The following is a 16,019-nucleotide window of genomic DNA, read 5'->3' on the forward strand; positions in this document are numbered from 1 at the left end:
CGCTTTTGCCGAGAGCCGCGACACCGAGCCGGCCTCCCCGGCGCGATCCCGGGGTGGCCGGCTCGGTTGTGGCGTCAGGCGCCGCGGTAGATCGTCTTGAACTGCTGGTAGTTGCCCAGCGCCTCCGGGCCCAGCTCGCGGCCGATACCGCTGGCCTTCACACCGCCGTACGGCGCGACCGGGTCGGGCAGATAGGTGTTGACGCCGATGGTGCCCGTCTCGACCCGGCGCGCCACCGCCATGCCGCGGTCGGGGTCGGTGGTCCAGACGGTGCCGCCGAGCCCGAAGTCGGAGTCGTTGGCGATGGCCACGGCGTCGGCCTCGTCGGCGTAGGGGATCACCGACAGCACGGGCCCGAAGATCTCCTCGCGTGAGATCGTGGCGGAGTTGTCCACGTCGGCGAAGATCGTCGGCTCCACGAACCAGCCGACGTCGCGGCCGTCGGGGCGGCCGCCGCCGGTGGTCACGCGGCCGCCTTCGGCCTTGCCCTTCGCGATGTAGCCCTCCACGCGGGTGCGGTGGGCGGAGCTGACCATCGGGCCGATCGTGGTGCGCTCGTCGAGCGCGTCGCCGATCACGGCCCGAGGCCATGTCCGTGAGCACGTCCACGACCTCGTTGTAGCGGCTGCGCGGCGCGAGCACGCGGGTGCCGAGGAAGCAGGTCTGGCCGTTGTTCATCATCGTGGCCCCGAACAGGCCCTCGACGCTCCCGGCGACGTCCGCGGCATCGACGATGATCGCGGCCGACTTGCCGCCCAGCTCCAGCGTGACCGGGCGCAGCAATTCCCCGCACGCCGACGCGATCGCGCGGCCCGCCACGGTCGAGCCGGTGAACGTGACCTTGTCCACGCCGGGGTGCTTCACCAGGTACGCACCGAGCTCGCGGCCACCCGGCACGATGCTCACGACCCCCGGCGGCAGGTCCAGGTCCTGGAGGACCTCGGCGAGCAGGAAGGTGTCGAGCACCGTCTCCGGCGAGGGCTTGACGACGATCGAGCAGCCGGCCGCCAGCGCCGGAGCGAGCTTCAAGAACAGTAGCGTCTGCGGGAAGTTCCACGGCACGATCGCCGCGACGACCCCGACCGGTTCGCGGCGGACCACGGCCTTGCCGCCCAACGCGCCCTGGCGGATCTCCTCCACGGGCTGCTCGCGGATGATCCCGCCCTACATCTGCAGGAGCCCGGCCGGGTAACCGGTCTCCGCCTGCATCGCGGGGCTCACGATCGGCATGCCGTTCTGGGCGCTCACCAGCTGGGCGAACTCCGAGCTGCGCTCCGCCATCACCGCGGCGAAGCGGTCGAGGAGGTCTGCGCGTTTCGCCGGCTCCCAGTGGGCCCAGCCCTGCGGGTCGCGCAGCGCGGCACGAGCCGCGGCCACGGCCTTGTCGACGTCCGCGGGTCCGGCTTCCGGAACCTGCCCGATGGCTTCCTCCGTGCTCGCCGACAGCACGGTGATGGTGGCGTCGGTGGACGGTGCGATCCATTCGCCGCCGATGAACAGCGCGTCGTGTACGTGCTTCACCTGCAAAACTCCTCGGCCACTTCAGCGCCGCCCCGTTGCGGCGCGAACCACAGGGTGGACCGAAGCTCTACACAACAGTTGTCGTAGCGCGCCAGAGTTGTTGTTCCTCGGCGTATGCTGGCTCGACTGCACCCAGAACGACCTGGAAGATGCTGATGGGACGAAGCTCGCAGGCCGACGCGTGGAGTTACGAGCTCGCCGGGGCTTTCGCCGGGCTGTACGCCGAACGCCAGGACGGCCTGCTCCCGCTCGGCACTCTCGACGCGGTGCAGCTCGGTGACGTCGGGATCTACGACGTCCGCGGCACCACGCAGATCGTTCGCCGCACCTCCCGCACGGTCCGGACGGGCACCGTCGAGTTGCTGAAGATCTGCCTGATCGAACGCGGCGGCGCGCTCGTGGAGCAGGGCCGGCGGCGGGTGCCGCTGGAGGTGGGCGACTTCGCGCTCTACGACTTGCGGCGGCCGTACCAGCTGACGATGCGCGGGGCGTTTCGCTGCGCGGTGATGACCTTTCCGCGCCAGGCGCTCGGCCTGCCGGACTCCGCTCTCGAGGCGATGATGGAGCGCCCGTTCATCACCGGCAGCGGCGTGGGCCAGGTCTTCGCCTCCTGCCTGCGCAGCACGCTCGACCAGCGCGAGGAGTTGTCCGACGGCTCACCGGTACGCCTGCGTGAGGCCGCCGTGGCGCTGCTCGCGGCCACGCTCGGCAGCGGCGCCGGCCTCCCGGCGGGCCACGCGAACCTGGCACTGCGCGAGCGCGTGCTCGACCACGTCCGCGTGCACCTGCCCGACCCGCACCTGTCGCCGGCCGCGGTGGCCGTGGCTCTGCACATGTCGCCGCGCTCGCTGCACCGGCTGTTCGAGGACTCGGGCGAGACGTTCGGTGGCACCGTCCGCAAGCTGCGGCTCGAGGCCGTGCGGCGCGATCTGACCGACCCGCTGCTGGCGGGGCGCAGCATCGCGGCCGTGGCGGCGCGCTGGGGGATCACGGACCAGCCGTGGCTTTCGCGGGCGTTCCGGGCGGAGTACGGGGTGACGCCTTCGGGGCTGCGGCGGCGGATGACCGGGTCTTAGCGCTTACCGGCCCAGCCGCGCGTCGAGGTCGATCTTCCCGCCCACCGCGTCGAGGATCGCGCGCAATGCCGTCTTCTCCTGAAGCGGACGGCCGTGCTGGTCGGCGTGCGCCCGCATGAGGTTGCCGACGTGGCGTTCGGGATTGCTCCAGTTCGGCCAGCGGCGGCGGGCGATCGTGGCCAGCTCGGCGAAGTCGGGGGTTTCCGGGGTGGTCGCGTCGAGCAGCCAGTTGAGATACGTGCGGAGCACGGCGACCGGGAAGCTGCCGGGGTGGCTGAGCGCGCCGTGGCCGGGCACGAACGTGCGGACGGTCGGGAAAGTCTTGTCCAGCCAGTAAAGCGCGTCGAGCCAGCCGGGGATCGAGCCGTGCAGCGCCATCGGCGTGGAGCCGACGGAGAGCAGGTCGCCGGTGAACAGCGTGCCGGTCTTCTGCTCGAACACCACCAGGTCGCCGTCGGTGTGCGCGACGCCGGGGAACGGCACGACCTCCACGACCACCCCGCCGAGGTCGACCTCGCGCGGCGTGGTGACGGCGTGCACGGCCTCGGGTTTCGGCGCTTCGAGCGTGCCCCAGTTCTTGTAGTCGAACGTGTCCTCGTACCGCTGCGGCCCCGCCCGCACGGCGGACACGGCCGACTCGGCGGCGAGGATGCGCCCGCCGTTGCGCAACGCCACGCCGGCGCCGTTGTGGTGCGTGCCGTGGGCGTGGGTGAGCACGAGCGTGAGCGGCATTTCGACGGTCGAGTACTTGCGGACGTCCTTGACCAGGTCGAGCGTGTCCCGCTCAGTGCCACACGTGTCGACCAGCAGCACGCCGGACCGGCCGCGGATCCAGCCGCAGTTGGACACGAGCCAGTCGGTCGGACTGCGGACGTAAGCGACCACGCTCGGGTCGGAGTACCTGAGCGGCACGATGTTTCGCCTGATGGCGGGCATGGGGTCCCCCTCGTGGGCTGCGCCGCCGTGATCCCGGACCACCGCAGGGTAGTGGATCACTGACATTTGAATGGTATAGACCAAGTGGGCGTATGTCAGCAGGCTTCGAGCCCACCGTGTGCTACATCGCACAGCCCCGGTCGGCGCCTCCCTATGCCGACGAGCAGACCATACCTCCGGTTCGGGGTTCCCTCAGGTCGGCGACTTTTGGTGACGAGGTGGTCACTTGTCGTGAAACTTGCTCCGGACCAGTTCGTGGGCGCGGTTCAGAACTTCGGTACTGCTCGCGGCGCTTGACGCCGTCGCCGGCCGGAAATCCGTGCGGTAGCGGCTGGGCGCGACGCCGACGTGGCGGGTGAAGTGCTGCCGGAACGACACCGGTGAGCCGAACCCGCAACAGCCGGCGATCGCGGCGACCGGAAGGTCGGAGCTCTCCAGCAGCTGCTGCGCCCGGGCGATGCGCTGATCCAGCAGCCAGCGCACCGGCGTAGTGCCCGTCTCGGCCACGAACCGGCGCGCGAACGTGCGCTCGGACATCGCCGCCCAGCTCGCCAGTTCGGAGACCGTCAGCGGTCGCCTCAGCTCCCGCATCGCGCGTTCCCGCACGGCGGCCAGCGGTTCCTCGTCGCGGGGCGGCGTGGGCACGGTGATGAACTGCGCCTGCCCACCCGAGCGGAACGGCGCCGTGACCATGGCCCGGGCGATCGCCGCCGCGACGTCCGCGCCCTGCGTGATTCGCACGAGGTGCAGGCACAGGTCGATGCCGGCCGCGACGCCCGCCGACGTCCACACGCCGGCGCCGCCCGCGTACAGCACGCCGGGGTCGACCTGGGCGGACGGATGCCGCCGCGCGAGCTCGCTCGTGAAGCGCCAGTGCGTGGCGGCCGGTCGTCCGTCCAGCAACCCGGCCGCACCCAGCACGAACGCGCCCAGACACAATCCCGCCACCTGCGCTCCGGCCCGGTGCGCGGCGCGCAACGCGGCCAGCAGCTCCGGCGCGGGCTCGGCGTCGACGTTCGCCAGGCCCGGCACCACGACGACGTCCGCCGTGCGCAACCACGCGAACGTCCGCTCGGGTTTCAGCACAGCCCCGCCCGCCAGCTCCACGGGCTCCTTCGTGGCCGCGCACCGGCGCAGCTCGGCACCGGGCCCGCTGCGCGCGCCCCACACCTCGTCGACCACCGCCGTGTCGAACAGCCGGGCCCCGTCGAACAGCACCAGCGCGATCTTCCGCACGGCTCCACCGTAGCTGGCAGGATCTCATCGGTGAACGGCTTCACTGCCACTCACCGCCCGTCGGTGCGCCGGGGCAGGATGGCGGCATGACCACTTTCTCGCTGCGCCACCTGGGCGGACCCACGTCGCTGATCACTTACGGCGGGGTGCGGTTCCTGACCGACCCGACGTTCGACGAGCCGGGGGAGTACCCGATCGGCAACCGCGTGCTCGTGAAGACGACCGGGCCGGTGGCGAGCCCCGCCGAGGTCGGCGCCGTGGACGCCGTGCTGCTCTCGCACGACCAGCATTCGGACAACCTCGACCACGGTGGCCGCGCGTACCTCGAGACGGCGCCGCTCGTCCTCACCACGACGTCCGGGGCCGAGCGTCTGGGCGGCACGGCCCGGGCGCTGCCGAACTGGGAGCACGTCGAGGTCGGCGGCGTGCGCGTGACCGGGATGCCCGCGCTGCACGGGCCGGAAGGAGCCGAGTCCAAGGTCGGCGAGGTCACCGGCTTCCTGCTGTCCGCGGAAGGCCTGCCGACGGTCTACGTCAGCGGCGACAACGCTTCGCTGGCGCTGGTCCGCGAGATCGCCGATCGCGTCGGGCCGGTGCCGATCGCCGTGCTGTTCGCGGGCGGGGCGCGCACGCCGCTGATCGACGACTTCCTCACGCTCCCGAGCGCGGCCGCCGCCGACGCCGCGGAGATCCTGGGGGCCGCCGACGTGGTGCCTCTGCACTTTCAGGGCTGGGGGCACTTCACGCAGGGCGCCGACACGCTGGCGGAGGCGTTCGCCGGCACGCCGACCCGGCTGCACCTGCTCAAGCCGGGCGAGGAAGCCGAGGTTCGCTAGGCCCGCGGAGAACGGGCGAGCGAGACCGCGCCCAGCGCCACGGCCTTCGCGCCACGCCGGGCCAGCCGCACCTCGACGGGAGAACCCGACAGCAGGGGGTGCTCGGTCAGCGCCTCCTGCATCGGCTTCTCCAGCAGCGGCCACGAGTTCGTCACGGAACCGCCGACCACGGCTGTCGCGATGCCGAGCAGGCCACACGCGTGCGTGATCGCCTCGCCGAGGAAGCGCCCGGCGTCGGTGTACACCGCCAGCGCGGCCTCGTCGCCGGCGAAAGCGGCGGCCGCGACGGCCTCGGCGCGCAGGGAAACGCCCGTCGCCTCGGTGTAGCGGCGGGCCAGGGACCGGCCGGACGCGTACGCCTCCAGGTGCCCGGTCTGCCCGCAGGTGCAGGGCGCCGGCCCGTAGGTGCCGACGTGGCCGATCTCGCCCGCGCCGGTTCCGCCACCGTGCAGCAGGGCGCCGTCCACGTACAACGCGCCGCCGACACCTGTGCCCAGCGCGACGCCGAGCACGTGCCGGTCCGTTGTGGACAGTTCGCCGAGGAGGAACGCGTTCACGTCGTTCTCCGTCACCACCGGCACGCCGCCGAGCCGGGCGGACAGCCCCGCGTTGACGGCCGTGCCCGCCCAGCCCGTGAACGAGTCGCCGGTGACCACGATCGTCCCGGTCTCCGGCTCGACGACACCGGCCGCGCCGACGCCGACCCCCGCCAGCTCGCCGGGCGCCAGCGACAACACCAGCGCGGCCGCCCGGTCCAGGATCGCCGCACCACCGAGGTGCGCACCCGAATCGACCGACGCCGACGCCACCTCCCGGCCGTCGGCAGCACACACGACCACGAGCGTCTTCGACCCGCCGATGTCGACCCCGGCCCACACTTCGCTCACGCCGCGGGATCCACGTCCGTCAGCGCGTCCCGGCGGCTCCGCTGCACCGCGGGGTCCGGCACGGGCGAGGACAGCAGCAACGCCTGCGTGTACGCGTGCGACGGCTCTCGCAGCACCCGCGCGGCCGGCCCCTGCTCCACCAGCTCGCCCCCGCGCAGCACGGCGGCGCGGTCGCACAGGCTGTCGACCACCGCCAGGTCGTGGCTCACGAACAGGCAGCCGAACCCGAACTCCTCGTGCAGCCGCTTGAACACGTCCAGCACCACGGCCTGCACGGACACATCGAGCGCGCTCGTCGGCTCGTCCGCGATCAGCAGCTTCGGGCCCAGCACGAGCGCCCGCGCGAGGCTCACGCGCTGGCGCTGCCCACCGGACAGCTCGTGGCCGTAGCGCTCCATCAGCGATTCCGGCAGCTCCACGGCGTCGAGCAGCTCGCGCACGCGGCGCCGCCGCTCGGACCGGCCGGCGGAGGTGTGCATGACCAGCGGCTCGGCCACGGTCTGGCCGACCGTCATCCGCGGGTCCAGCGAAGACGCCGGGTCCTGGAACACCGCGCCGATCTGCCGCCGCACCGCCCGCGCCGAACGCCCGGTACCGCGTGGCAACGGTCCGCCGAGCACCTCGACGCGGCCCGACTTCGGCGTCACCAGGCCCAGCGCGCAGTTGCCCAGCGTCGTCTTGCCCGAACCCGATTCCCCGACCAGCCCCACGATCTCGCCCGGCCCGACGCTCAGCGACACCGAGTCCACGGCCCGCTTCCCGCCGTACTCCACCACGATGTCCGTCAACGCCAGCACCGGCTTCTCCGGCGCGGCCACCGCGTCGGCGTGCTCGCCCGCGCCCAGCCGCGGCACGGCGGCCAGCAGCTCACGCGTGTACGTGGCCTGCGGTGAGGAGAACAGCTCCGCCGTCGATGCCTCTTCCACCAGCCGGCCCGACCGCAGCACGAGCACGCGGTCGGCGACGTCCGCCACCACACCCATGTTGTGGGTGATCAGCAGCGTCGCCGTGCCCTCGGTGTCCCGGATGTCCCTCAGCAGGTCCAGGATCTGCTGCTGGACGGTGACGTCCAGCGCAGTCGTCGGCTCGTCCGCGATGATCAGCTTGGGCCGCGCTGCCAGCGCGATCGCGATCATCACGCGCTGGCGCAACCCACCGGAGAGCTCGTGCGGGTACTGCTTCAGCCGCGCCTCGGGCTCCGGCACCTCAACGCGTTTCAGCAGCTCCACACAACGCGGGTAGTAGTACTTGTGCCGGCGCCGCTTGGGGTCGTGGTTGCGGATCGTCTCGGCGAGCTGAAAACCGATGCGCAGCAACGGGTTGAGCGCCGTCATCGGCTCCTGGAACACCATGCCCGCACCCTGGCCGCGCAGCTTCCGCAGCTGTTCACCGTGCAGCTCCAGCACGTTCTGCCCGGCCAGCTCGATCGCCCCGGACACCGAAGCCGACGTGGGCAGCAGCCCCAGCACCGCGAGCGCGGCCGTGCTCTTCCCCGAGCCCGACTCGCCGACCACCGCCACGATCTCACCCGGCTCGACCGTCAGCGACAGCCCGTCGACCGCCGGGTCACCGTCCCCATAGGACACCCGCAGGTCTCGGATGTCGAGCACCGGCTCGCTCATCGCCGTCCCTTCACCGCGAACGCGTCGCGCAGTCCGTCGCCCAGGAAGTTGATCGCGCACACCACGAGCACGATCGCGATGCCCGGCGGCAGGATCAGCCACCACGAGCCGTCGAACGTGTAGGTGATGCCCTTCGACAGCATCGCGCCCCAGTCGGTGTCCGGCGCGGGCACGCCGAGGCCGAGGAAGCTCACGTAGGCCACGAGCAGGATGGCGTCGGCGATCTGGAACGTCGCGTTCACCACCACCGTGCCGATCGCGTTGGGGATCACGTGCCGGAACACCACCCTCGTGCGGCTCGCGCCGAGCACGGTGATCGCGCGGATGTAGTCGCGTTCGCGCAGGCTCACCGTCTCCGCGCGCATCAGCCGCGCCGGCACCAGCCACGACACGCAGCCGATGATCAGCGCCAGCACCCCGACGCTCGGGGTGACCAGCGTGGCCGCCACCAGCAGCAGGAACAACGCGGGGATCGCCACGCCGGTGTCGACCACGCGCATGAGCACCGTGTCGAGCCAGCCGCCGGTGTAGCCGGCGAGCGCGCCCCACACCGCGCCGATCGCGGTGGCGATGAGCCCGGCCAGCACGCCGATGATCAGCGACGTCCGCCCGGCCACCATCAGCCGGCCGAGCACGTCGTAGCCGAGGTCGTCGGTGCCCAGGGGATGCCCGCTGCCGGGCCCGAGCCGCGCGGCGGAGAGGTCGGTGTGCGACTGGTCCGTGCCGTAGAGCAGCGGGCCGAAGAAGCAGAACAGGATCACCAGCAGCAGCAGGATCGCACCGACGAGGGCCGTGCGCCGCGCGAACACTCGCGAAAGGACGGTCACGACCGCGCTCCCTTCACCCGCACGCGCGGATCGATCACGAGCTGCACGACGTCCGCGAGCAGCGAGCCGATCACGGTCGCCACGGCGATCACCAGCACCACCCCGAGCAGCACGGGGAAGTCGGCGTTGCGCGCGGCCGTCCAGAACAGCAGGCCGACACCGGGGTAGTTGAACATCGACTCCACCACCAGCGAACCGCTGAACACCACCGGCACGTAGTAGCCGAGCATGGACACGACGGACGTCAGCGAGTTCGGCCACACGTGGCGCCAGATGATCGTGCGCTCCGGCGTGCCCTTCGCGCGGGCGGTGCGCACGTAGTCCTCGGCGAGGTTGTCCAGAGTGGACGCTCGCATGTACCGGCTGAACGCGGCCAGCGCCGCGCCCATGCCCGCCACCACCGGCAGCACCAGCGAGCCGGGTTGCGAGAGCAGCTCACCGATCGTGTCGCCCTGCGCGGCCTGCGCCGGGAACCAGGGGAGGACCTGCGCGAACACGATGATCAGCACCAGTGACAGGAAGAACACCGGCGTCGCGTAGAGCAGGAACGTCACCCCTGTGGCCACGTGGTCCGCCGCCTTGCCGCGCCGCACCGCCTGCCACACGCCCACGGGCAGCGCGACGACGATCGCGAGCAGTGTCGAGATCGCGGTGAGCAGCAGCGTCTTCGGTACGCGCTCGGTCAGTAGTGTCGAGACGGGGGAGTTCTGCGTGTACGAGTCGCCGAGGTCGCCGTGAAGCAGGCGCACCAGGTAGTCCCAGAACTGCACGGGCAGCGGCTGGTCGAAACCCTGGGCCTTGTTGAACGCGTCGATCTGCTCCTGCGTGGCCTGCACGCCGAGCACGCCGCGCGCCGGACCACCGGGCAGCAGGTGCAGCAGCACGAACGTGACCACGGTGACCAGCAGCACCACGACCACGGCCAGCACGAGCCGCTTGAGGAGGTAGCGGGTCATGTCCTCACCTCGTCCAGTACCAGCGCTGCGGCTGCAGCCCGGCCAGCGGATCCTGGTTCACCCCGCGCAGCGCGGTGTCGATCGCGGACACCTGGTACGGCGGGTTGGGGAGCCAGAGCACCGGCAGCTGTTCGGTCAGGTAGGTGCTGTAGTCGAGCATCGGCTGATTGCCCGTGGCCAGGTTGGTCGCGGTGATCAGGTCGTCGGCGTGCTTGTCGGCGTAGCCGCCGAAGTTCGTGCCCGCGTCGGTGGCGAACAGGTCCTCACCGCTCGGGTTGGCGGGGAAGTACCAGCTGCCCTGCGTGCCGAAGTACGACAGCTGCCAGGAGCACGACGCCTCTTCCGGCTTGCACGCGGTTCCGTTGGCCAGCACGGTGTTCAGCGGCTGCGCGTTGATCTTCATCTCCACGCCGATCTTCGACAGCTCCGAGCGCAGCTCCTGCATCGTCCCGTCGGTCTCGTCGGAGCCCGACTCGGTCAGCATGGTGAGCGACAGGCGCGTGCCGGCTTTGACGCCCTCACCGCACTGGGTGGGTCCGGTGCCGGGCGCCGCGCACTCGAGAACGCTGTCGGAGCCGGGCTTCCAGCCGTGGTCCGTGAGCAGCTTGCGCGCCGTGGCGAGGTCGAACGGGTACGGGTTGGTCTTCTGCCGTGCGGACAGGTACTTCACGTCGTTGTCCTGCGGCACAGGGCCGTAGTCCACGCGAGCGGTGCCGCGCCAGATCACCGACGTGATGGCGTCCTGGTCCACGGCGTGCTGCAGGGCCTGGCGCACGTACAGCTGCTTGAACGCCGCACCCAGCTGAGGGTTGGCGAAGTTGAACGGCGAGTACGTGATCGACCAGCCGTTCCACGGTTCGATCCGGTAGCCCTGCGCCTCCAGCTTCGGGCGCTGGCCGAGGTTCGAGGTCGGCACGTAGCCGTAGTCGACGCCGCCGGCGCGCAGCACGTTGTACTCGGCCGAAGAGCTGGTGAAGGTCAGGAACTGCACGGTGTCGAGCTTCGCCGGGTCCGGGCCGGTGTACTTCGGGTTCTTGTTCAGCGTCACCTGGCCGGACGCGGTGAACCCGGCGAGCGTGAACGGCCCGTTCACGACCTTCCACAGTGGATTGGTCGAGTACGTGCCCAGCTGCTTCGCCTGTCCCACCAGGAAGTCGAAGACCTGCTTGGCGCCGGCGGGGTCGCGGTCGAAGTCGCCGACCGGCCCGGCCGCGCTCGTGCGGTCCCACGCCTTCTGCGGCATCGGCACGACCAGGCTGAGCTGGTTGGCCGTGAACCAGTCGGCGTTGTACGGCTTGTCGAGGGTGAGGGTGAACGTGTGGTCGTCGATGGTGTGGAAAGCCTTGATGTTGTCGGGCATCAGGCCTTCGGAGTACTTGCCCCAGTTGTCCTTGCCCGCGCGCAGCAGGTTGAGCCAGAACTCGACGTCGCGGCTGGTCAGGGGATCGCCGGTGGACCACGTGAGCGGCTTGAGCGTGATCGTCACGGTCTTGCCGTCGGCGGAATAGGTCGGCGTGTTGGCCGCGCTGGACGGATCGTCGAGCGTGACCGAGCCGGAAGTGCCGTCGTAGTTGTACAGCGGCACATACAGCTCGGCCCGGACAACGCCGTTGTAGCTCGCGCCGTAGCCGGGGATCGAGATCGGCAGGATCCAGTTCGGGGTCGCCGACGGGGGCAGCGCGAACCGCGCGGTGCCGCCGGTCACGGGCTTGCCCGCACCGCCGCCGTGCTGCTCGCGGCTCGTCGCGCAGCCGGAGAGCACCAGCGCGGCGACGAGTGTGACCCCGAGCGCGGCGCGCCACCGGTGTCGAGCCATCCGCATCACTTCCAACATCCTTGGTGTAAGTCGATGTCGAGGGATTGGGCGTGTTCTTGGTTGCCGTGTAATGTCGCATGCGTGTTGGAAATTGCCAAGAGGTGATTTCGGGGGCAAGTTTCCGGACAGTTACATCAGACATGAAATAAGTAGGTGACAGCCGTGGCCCAGGACCCCGCCGGTCTGCTGCGGCTGCTCTGGCTCGTCGCTCACGAGCACGCCGTCTCGCGGATGGACCTCGCGCGCGTGCTCGGTCTGCCGCAGTCGACGGTGTCGGTCCGGACGCAGGCGCTGATCTCCGCCGGGGTGCTCGTCGAGTCCGGCGAAGGCAGCTCCGCGGGTGGTCGGCGGCCGAAGCTGTTGTCGGTCAACGCTGGGTTCGGCCACGTCTGGGCCGCCGACGTCGGTTCGCGCCACGTGCGCATCGGCGCGCTCGACATCGCGGGCAACCTGCTGCACGTGGCCGAGCGGCCGCTGGACATCAACCGCGAACCGGCGGAGGTCGTCGCGGCTTTCGCCGACACCGTGCGGGAAGTCGCGGCCGAGGCGCGGTGCCCCGGCCGGCAGCTGGGCATCGGCGTCGCGTTCCCTGGGCCGGTCGACGTCGGCGCGGGCACGATCACGCTGCCCTCCCGCATGCCGGGCTGGCGCGGGTTCGCGGTGCGCGACGCGTTGCGCGAGCACTTCGACCTGCCCGTGACGGTGGACAACGATGCGAACCTGCAGGCGCTCGGCGAATCCGTCGCGGGGCCGCCGGGGCGCACGCTGCTCGTGGTGAAGGCGGGCACGGGCATCGGCTCGGGGCTCGTGGTGACCGGCCGGCTCTACCGCGGCCGCGCCGGCGTCGCGGGCGACATCAGCCACGTGCGCGTGCCCGCGGCCGGGGATCGGCCGTGTACCTGCGGAAACCGCGGCTGCCTGGAGACGGTGGCGAGCGGCGCGGCCCTCGTGGCGCAGCTGCGCGAGCAGGGCGTCGACGTGAACAGCACCGCGCAGGTCATGGCGACGGCGGAGGACGGGCACCCCGACGCGACCACGGCGGTGCGGCGCGCGGGCCTGCAGCTCGGCGAGGTGCTGGCCACCGTGGTGAACTTCGGCAACCCAGACGAGGTGCTGCTCGGCGGCGCGCTGTCGGGTTCGGAGGCGTTCGTGGCGGCCGTGCGCGGCGCGCTCTACGAGCGCTGTCTTCCCCTGGCCACCAGGGAGCTGCGCATCGATCGGGTGCGCTTCGGCCCCGACGCCGGGCTGTACGGCGCGGGCGCGCTGGTGCTGGACGAGGTCTTCGACGAAGCGATACGGAGCAAACGATGACGAAGGTGCGGATCGGGATCACGGGGATCGCCATCGAGTCGAGCACGTTCTCCCCGCACCGCTCTACCGTGGCCGACTTCCACGTGACCCGGGGCGAAGAACTGCTGGCACGCTACCCGTTCCTGCGCGAGGACCGTCCTTCGTGGACCGACGACGTCGAGTGGGTGCCGCTCGTGCACGCCCGTTCGCTACCCGGTGGCGCGGTGACCGAAGAGGCGTACGCGGAGCTGTCGGGGGAGATCCTGGACCGGGTGCGCGCGGCGGGGAATCTCGACGGGTTGTTCTTCGACATCCACGGCGCGATGAGTGTCGTCGGCCGGACGGACGTCGAAGCCGCGCTGGCCGCGGAGATCCGCGCGATCCTGGGTCCGGACGTGCTCATCTCGGCGTCGATGGACCTGCACGGCAACGTCTCGCGGGCGCTGGCGACGGCGCTCGACCTGATCACCTGTTACCGCAAGGCCCCGCACACCGACGCGTGGGACACGCGCGAGCGCGCGGCCCGTAACCTCGCCGCTCGCCTGCGGCACGGGGGCAAGCCGAAGAAGGCGTGGGTGCAGGTGCCGGTGCTTCTGCCCGGCGAGAAAACCAGTACCCGCCTCGAACCGGCCAAGAGTGTCTACGCCGCCGTCGACGAGGTCGAAGCGCTCGACGGCGTGCTCGACGCCGCCATCTGGGTCGGCTACGCCTGGGCCGACGAACCCCGTTGCCAGGCCGCCGTGGTGGTGAGCGGTGACGACGAGGAAGTCATCGCCACCCAGGCCGAGCGGCTCGCCAAGTCCTATTGGGACGCTCGCCGCGACTTCGCCTTCGTCGCCCCGACCGGAACCCTGGCCGAATGCCTGGAGCAGGCGGTCGCTTCGACCGCGCGGCCGTTTTTCGTCAGCGACTCCGGCGACAACCCGACCGCCGGTGGCGCCGGAGACACGTCCTGGAGCCTCGACGTCCTCCTGCGCACTCCGGCCATGGTGGACTCCGACCTGACCACGCTCTACGCCGCCATCGTGGACCCGGAAGCCGTCGCCACGGCGGTCGAAGCCGGCGTCGGCGCGACGGTTTCCGTCGAGCTGGGCGGAAAGGTCGACTCCGGTCCGCACGGCCCGGTGCCGGTGACCGCACGCGTCGAGGCGATCGACGCAGAAGACCCGGTCGCGGGCACGGCGGTGGTGTTCGCGGTCAGTGGCCTGCGCGTGATCGTCACCGCGCGGCGCAAGCCGTACCACCTGGAATCCGACTTCCTCGCCCTCGGCCTGCGCCCGCGCGAAGCCGATGTAGTGATCGTGAAAATCGGCTACCTGGAACCGGAGCTGTACGACATGGCCGCCGACTGGCTGCTCGCCCTCACGCCCGGGGGCGTCGACCAAGACCTGCTGCGCCTCGGGCACGCCGGGATCGAGCGGCCGATGTTCCCGTTCGACGCGGAGATGGCGGACCCGCAGCTGTTGCCCGAGCTGCTCTGAGCGCCACGGCCGTCAGCGCGCCGAAGGCCAGGTGGTCGAGCCACTGTGCCCCGCGCGGCAACGCCCGGATCGCCGCGTTGCGCCGCCCGACGATCTCCAGGTCCAGCACCGCGATGGCCGCTCCCGCGGCCACCCCTTCGGCGACCGAGAGCGGCCGGCGGCGGTCCACGTAGGCGAGCGCGGCCGTCCAGCCGGCGGACACCAGTCCGTGGACCAGCGCGCCGCGCACCAGCCCGGCCTTGCCGGCGGGCACCAACGTGCCCGCCGCGCGCGTGGCCGCCAGCGGATCACCACGCGTGATCACCGCGTGCAGGGTCGACGGCAGCCCGCTGCCGGTCGCTGACACTGTCCAGGCCTTGACCACGCTCTTCACCAGGTCAGTATGCCCGAGGGCTTGACATGCAGTCATCCGACTGCATTACTGTAGGTGTGCAATCGGATTTGAACGCGGTGTTCAAGGCGCTGGCCGACCCGACCAGGCGCTACCTGCTCGACCAGCTGCACGAGGACAACGGGCAGACGCTCAACGAGCTGTGCGCCCGCCTGGACATGACGCGCCAGACGGTCACGCAGCACCTGTCCGTCCTCGAGGCGGCGAACCTGGTCAGCACGGTGCGCCGTGGCCGGGAGAAGCTGCACTACCTCAATCCGGTCCCGTTGCACGAGATGCAGGAACGCTGGGTGGACAAATTCGAGCGCCCCCGGCTGCGCGCGCTGAGCGCCGTCAAACGCCGAGCAGAGGAAGCCATGACCGACAAGCCGAGTTACGTCTACGTCACCTACATCGAGAGCACGCCGGAGAAGGTGTGGCACGCGCTCACCGACGCCGAGCTCACCGGGCAGTTCTGGGGCCACCGCAACGAATCCGACTGGCAGGTCGGCTCGCGCTGGGAGCACGTGCGGCTCGACGGCTCCGGGACCGTCGACGTCTACGGCGACGTGCTCGAGGCCGTGCCGCCGAAGCGGCTCGTGACCAGCTGGTACGACGTGGGCAACCCGGAGATTCCGCCGTCGCGGGCGACGTACGACATCGAACAGTACGACGCGATCGTGCGGCTCACCGTGACCCACGAGGACCTGCCCGACGAGCAGGCCAAGCGCGACGTCGGTCGCGGCTGGCCGGCCGTGCTCGCGAACCTCAAGTCGCTGCTGGAAACCGGGCACGTGCTACCGCAGCAGCCGTGGACCATGCCCTAGCTATTTGTCGACACCCTCGTACGTGCCTCGCGTGAAGCGCTTCGAGAAGACGAAGTACACGATCGCCACCGGCACCGTCATCAGCAGCGCGGCGGCGAGCTTGAGCGGGAACTGGTTGCCCTGCCCGAGCTCGCCGGACACGAGCGAGGCGACGCCGGTGGTGAGCGTGTTCAGCGCCGGGTCCTGCCGCGACACGATGTAGTGCGGCAGCTCGTTCCAGGAACCCTGGAACGCCAGGATCGTCATGGTGATCAGCGCCGGCTTCGACATCGGCAGCACCACGGACCAGAAGGTGCGCAGCGGTCCGGCGCCGTCGATGCGAGCTGCCTCTTCCACAC

Annotated in this window: 15 protein-coding genes and 1 pseudogene; 5 read left to right on the top strand and 11 right to left on the bottom strand. The window is 70.9% G+C overall.

All coding sequences use genetic code 11. The annotated features are described in order from the left end of the window. Positions 1-74: 74 nt before the first annotated feature. Together QRX50_RS17610 and QRX50_RS17615 are read right to left on the bottom strand one after the other, a co-directional pair. Positions 75-578, bottom strand: a complete 504-nt coding sequence (locus QRX50_RS17610; RefSeq protein ID WP_285973017.1) for an aldehyde dehydrogenase family protein — start codon at positions 576-578, stop codon at positions 75-77. Between the two features lie 67 nt (positions 579-645). Further along, a pseudogene (locus QRX50_RS17615) lies at positions 646-1,521 on the bottom strand (aldehyde dehydrogenase family protein); the annotation flags it as partial. A 149-nt stretch (positions 1,522-1,670) separates the two neighbouring features. Between QRX50_RS17615 and QRX50_RS17620 the strand changes: the two are divergent. Beyond that, entirely contained in the window at positions 1,671-2,597 is a 927-nt protein-coding gene (locus QRX50_RS17620) for an AraC-like ligand-binding domain-containing protein (protein WP_285973018.1), read from the top strand. A 3-nt stretch (positions 2,598-2,600) separates the two neighbouring features. Here QRX50_RS17620 and QRX50_RS17625 read toward each other — a convergent pair whose 3' ends face one another. After that, positions 2,601-3,533 (bottom strand): MBL fold metallo-hydrolase, encoded by a 933-nt coding sequence (locus tag QRX50_RS17625; protein ID WP_285973019.1) that lies wholly within the window; start codon positions 3,531-3,533, stop codon positions 2,601-2,603. A 222-nt stretch (positions 3,534-3,755) separates the two neighbouring features. Next, positions 3,756-4,769 carry a GlxA family transcriptional regulator gene (locus QRX50_RS17630; protein WP_285973020.1) on the bottom strand — a complete coding sequence of 338 codons (1,014 nt, stop codon included), beginning with the start codon at positions 4,767-4,769 and terminating at the stop codon, positions 3,756-3,758. Between the two features lie 86 nt (positions 4,770-4,855). Between QRX50_RS17630 and QRX50_RS17635 the strand changes: the two genes are divergently transcribed. After that, a complete protein-coding gene (locus QRX50_RS17635) occupies positions 4,856-5,605 on the top strand; it encodes an MBL fold metallo-hydrolase (protein WP_285973021.1) in 750 nt (249 codons plus the stop codon). Here the strand turns inward: QRX50_RS17635 and QRX50_RS17640 are convergent. Genes QRX50_RS17640 through QRX50_RS17660 form a run of 5 tightly spaced genes read right to left on the bottom strand, consistent with a single transcriptional unit; the run spans position 5,602 to position 11,713 of the window. Continuing rightward, positions 5,602-6,492 carry an ROK family protein gene (locus QRX50_RS17640; RefSeq protein WP_285973022.1) on the bottom strand — a complete coding sequence of 297 codons (891 nt, stop codon included), beginning with the start codon at positions 6,490-6,492 and terminating at the stop codon, positions 5,602-5,604. The two genes, QRX50_RS17635 and QRX50_RS17640, sit on opposite strands and share 4 nt — an antisense overlap. Further along, entirely contained in the window at positions 6,489-8,114 is a 1,626-nt protein-coding gene (locus QRX50_RS17645) for a dipeptide ABC transporter ATP-binding protein (protein ID WP_285973023.1), read from the bottom strand. The genes QRX50_RS17640 and QRX50_RS17645 overlap by 4 nt, the downstream gene beginning before the upstream one ends. Beyond that, positions 8,111-8,941 (bottom strand): ABC transporter permease, encoded by an 831-nt coding sequence (locus QRX50_RS17650; RefSeq protein WP_285973024.1) that lies wholly within the window; start codon positions 8,939-8,941, stop codon positions 8,111-8,113. The genes QRX50_RS17645 and QRX50_RS17650 overlap by 4 nt, the downstream gene beginning before the upstream one ends. Continuing rightward, positions 8,938-9,897, bottom strand: coding sequence for an ABC transporter permease (locus QRX50_RS17655; protein WP_285973025.1), 960 nt, complete (start codon positions 9,895-9,897; stop codon positions 8,938-8,940). The genes QRX50_RS17650 and QRX50_RS17655 overlap by 4 nt, the downstream gene beginning before the upstream one ends. A gap of 4 nt (positions 9,898-9,901) precedes the next feature. Beyond that, positions 9,902-11,713, bottom strand: coding sequence for a peptide ABC transporter substrate-binding protein (locus QRX50_RS17660; RefSeq protein ID WP_285973026.1), 1,812 nt, complete (start codon positions 11,711-11,713; stop codon positions 9,902-9,904). Positions 11,714-11,875: 162 nt separating this feature from the next. On the opposite strand from QRX50_RS17660, the gene QRX50_RS17665 reads away from it, so the two are divergent. After that, on the top strand, positions 11,876-13,024 hold the full coding sequence (locus QRX50_RS17665; protein ID WP_285973027.1) for an ROK family transcriptional regulator: 1,149 nt from the start codon (positions 11,876-11,878) through the stop codon (positions 13,022-13,024). Continuing rightward, positions 13,021-14,484 (top strand): M81 family metallopeptidase, encoded by a 1,464-nt coding sequence (locus QRX50_RS17670; RefSeq protein ID WP_285973028.1) that lies wholly within the window; start codon positions 13,021-13,023, stop codon positions 14,482-14,484. The genes QRX50_RS17665 and QRX50_RS17670 overlap by 4 nt, the downstream gene beginning before the upstream one ends. Here the strand turns inward: QRX50_RS17670 and QRX50_RS17675 are convergent. Beyond that, positions 14,366-14,857 (bottom strand): hypothetical protein, encoded by a 492-nt coding sequence (locus QRX50_RS17675; RefSeq protein WP_285973029.1) that lies wholly within the window; start codon positions 14,855-14,857, stop codon positions 14,366-14,368. The two genes, QRX50_RS17670 and QRX50_RS17675, sit on opposite strands and share 119 nt — an antisense overlap. Before the next feature lie 56 nt (positions 14,858-14,913). Between QRX50_RS17675 and QRX50_RS17680 the strand changes: the two genes are divergently transcribed. Continuing rightward, positions 14,914-15,681, top strand: coding sequence for an ArsR/SmtB family transcription factor (locus QRX50_RS17680; RefSeq protein WP_285973030.1), 768 nt, complete (start codon positions 14,914-14,916; stop codon positions 15,679-15,681). Here QRX50_RS17680 and QRX50_RS17685 read toward each other — a convergent pair whose 3' ends face one another. Continuing rightward, entirely contained in the window at positions 15,682-16,017 is a 336-nt protein-coding gene (locus tag QRX50_RS17685) for an ABC transporter permease subunit (RefSeq protein ID WP_285973031.1), read from the bottom strand. It abuts the gene before it with no gap. Between the last annotated feature and the right edge of the window lie 2 nt (positions 16,018-16,019).

Origin of the sequence: Amycolatopsis sp. 2-15 (assembly GCF_030285625.1) — a bacterium.
In the GTDB taxonomy this organism is placed as follows: Bacteria; Actinomycetota; Actinomycetes; order Mycobacteriales; family Pseudonocardiaceae; genus Amycolatopsis; species Amycolatopsis carbonis.

Coding starts and splice junctions, on each gene's coding strand:
- QRX50_RS17655 (WP_285973025.1), bottom strand. CDS start 9,897: ATGACCCGCTACCTCCTCAAGCGGCTCGTGCTGGCCGTGGTCGTGGTG.
- QRX50_RS17670 (WP_285973028.1), top strand. CDS start 13,021: ATGACGAAGGTGCGGATCGGGATCACGGGGATCGCCATCGAGTCGAGC.
- QRX50_RS17625 (WP_285973019.1), bottom strand. CDS start 3,533: ATGCCCGCCATCAGGCGAAACATCGTGCCGCTCAGGTACTCCGACCCG.
- QRX50_RS17645 (WP_285973023.1), bottom strand. CDS start 8,114: ATGAGCGAGCCGGTGCTCGACATCCGAGACCTGCGGGTGTCCTATGGG.
- QRX50_RS17635 (WP_285973021.1), top strand. CDS start 4,856: ATGACCACTTTCTCGCTGCGCCACCTGGGCGGACCCACGTCGCTGATC.
- QRX50_RS17660 (WP_285973026.1), bottom strand. CDS start 11,713: ATGGCTCGACACCGGTGGCGCGCCGCGCTCGGGGTCACACTCGTCGCC.
- QRX50_RS17620 (WP_285973018.1), top strand. CDS start 1,671: ATGCTGATGGGACGAAGCTCGCAGGCCGACGCGTGGAGTTACGAGCTC.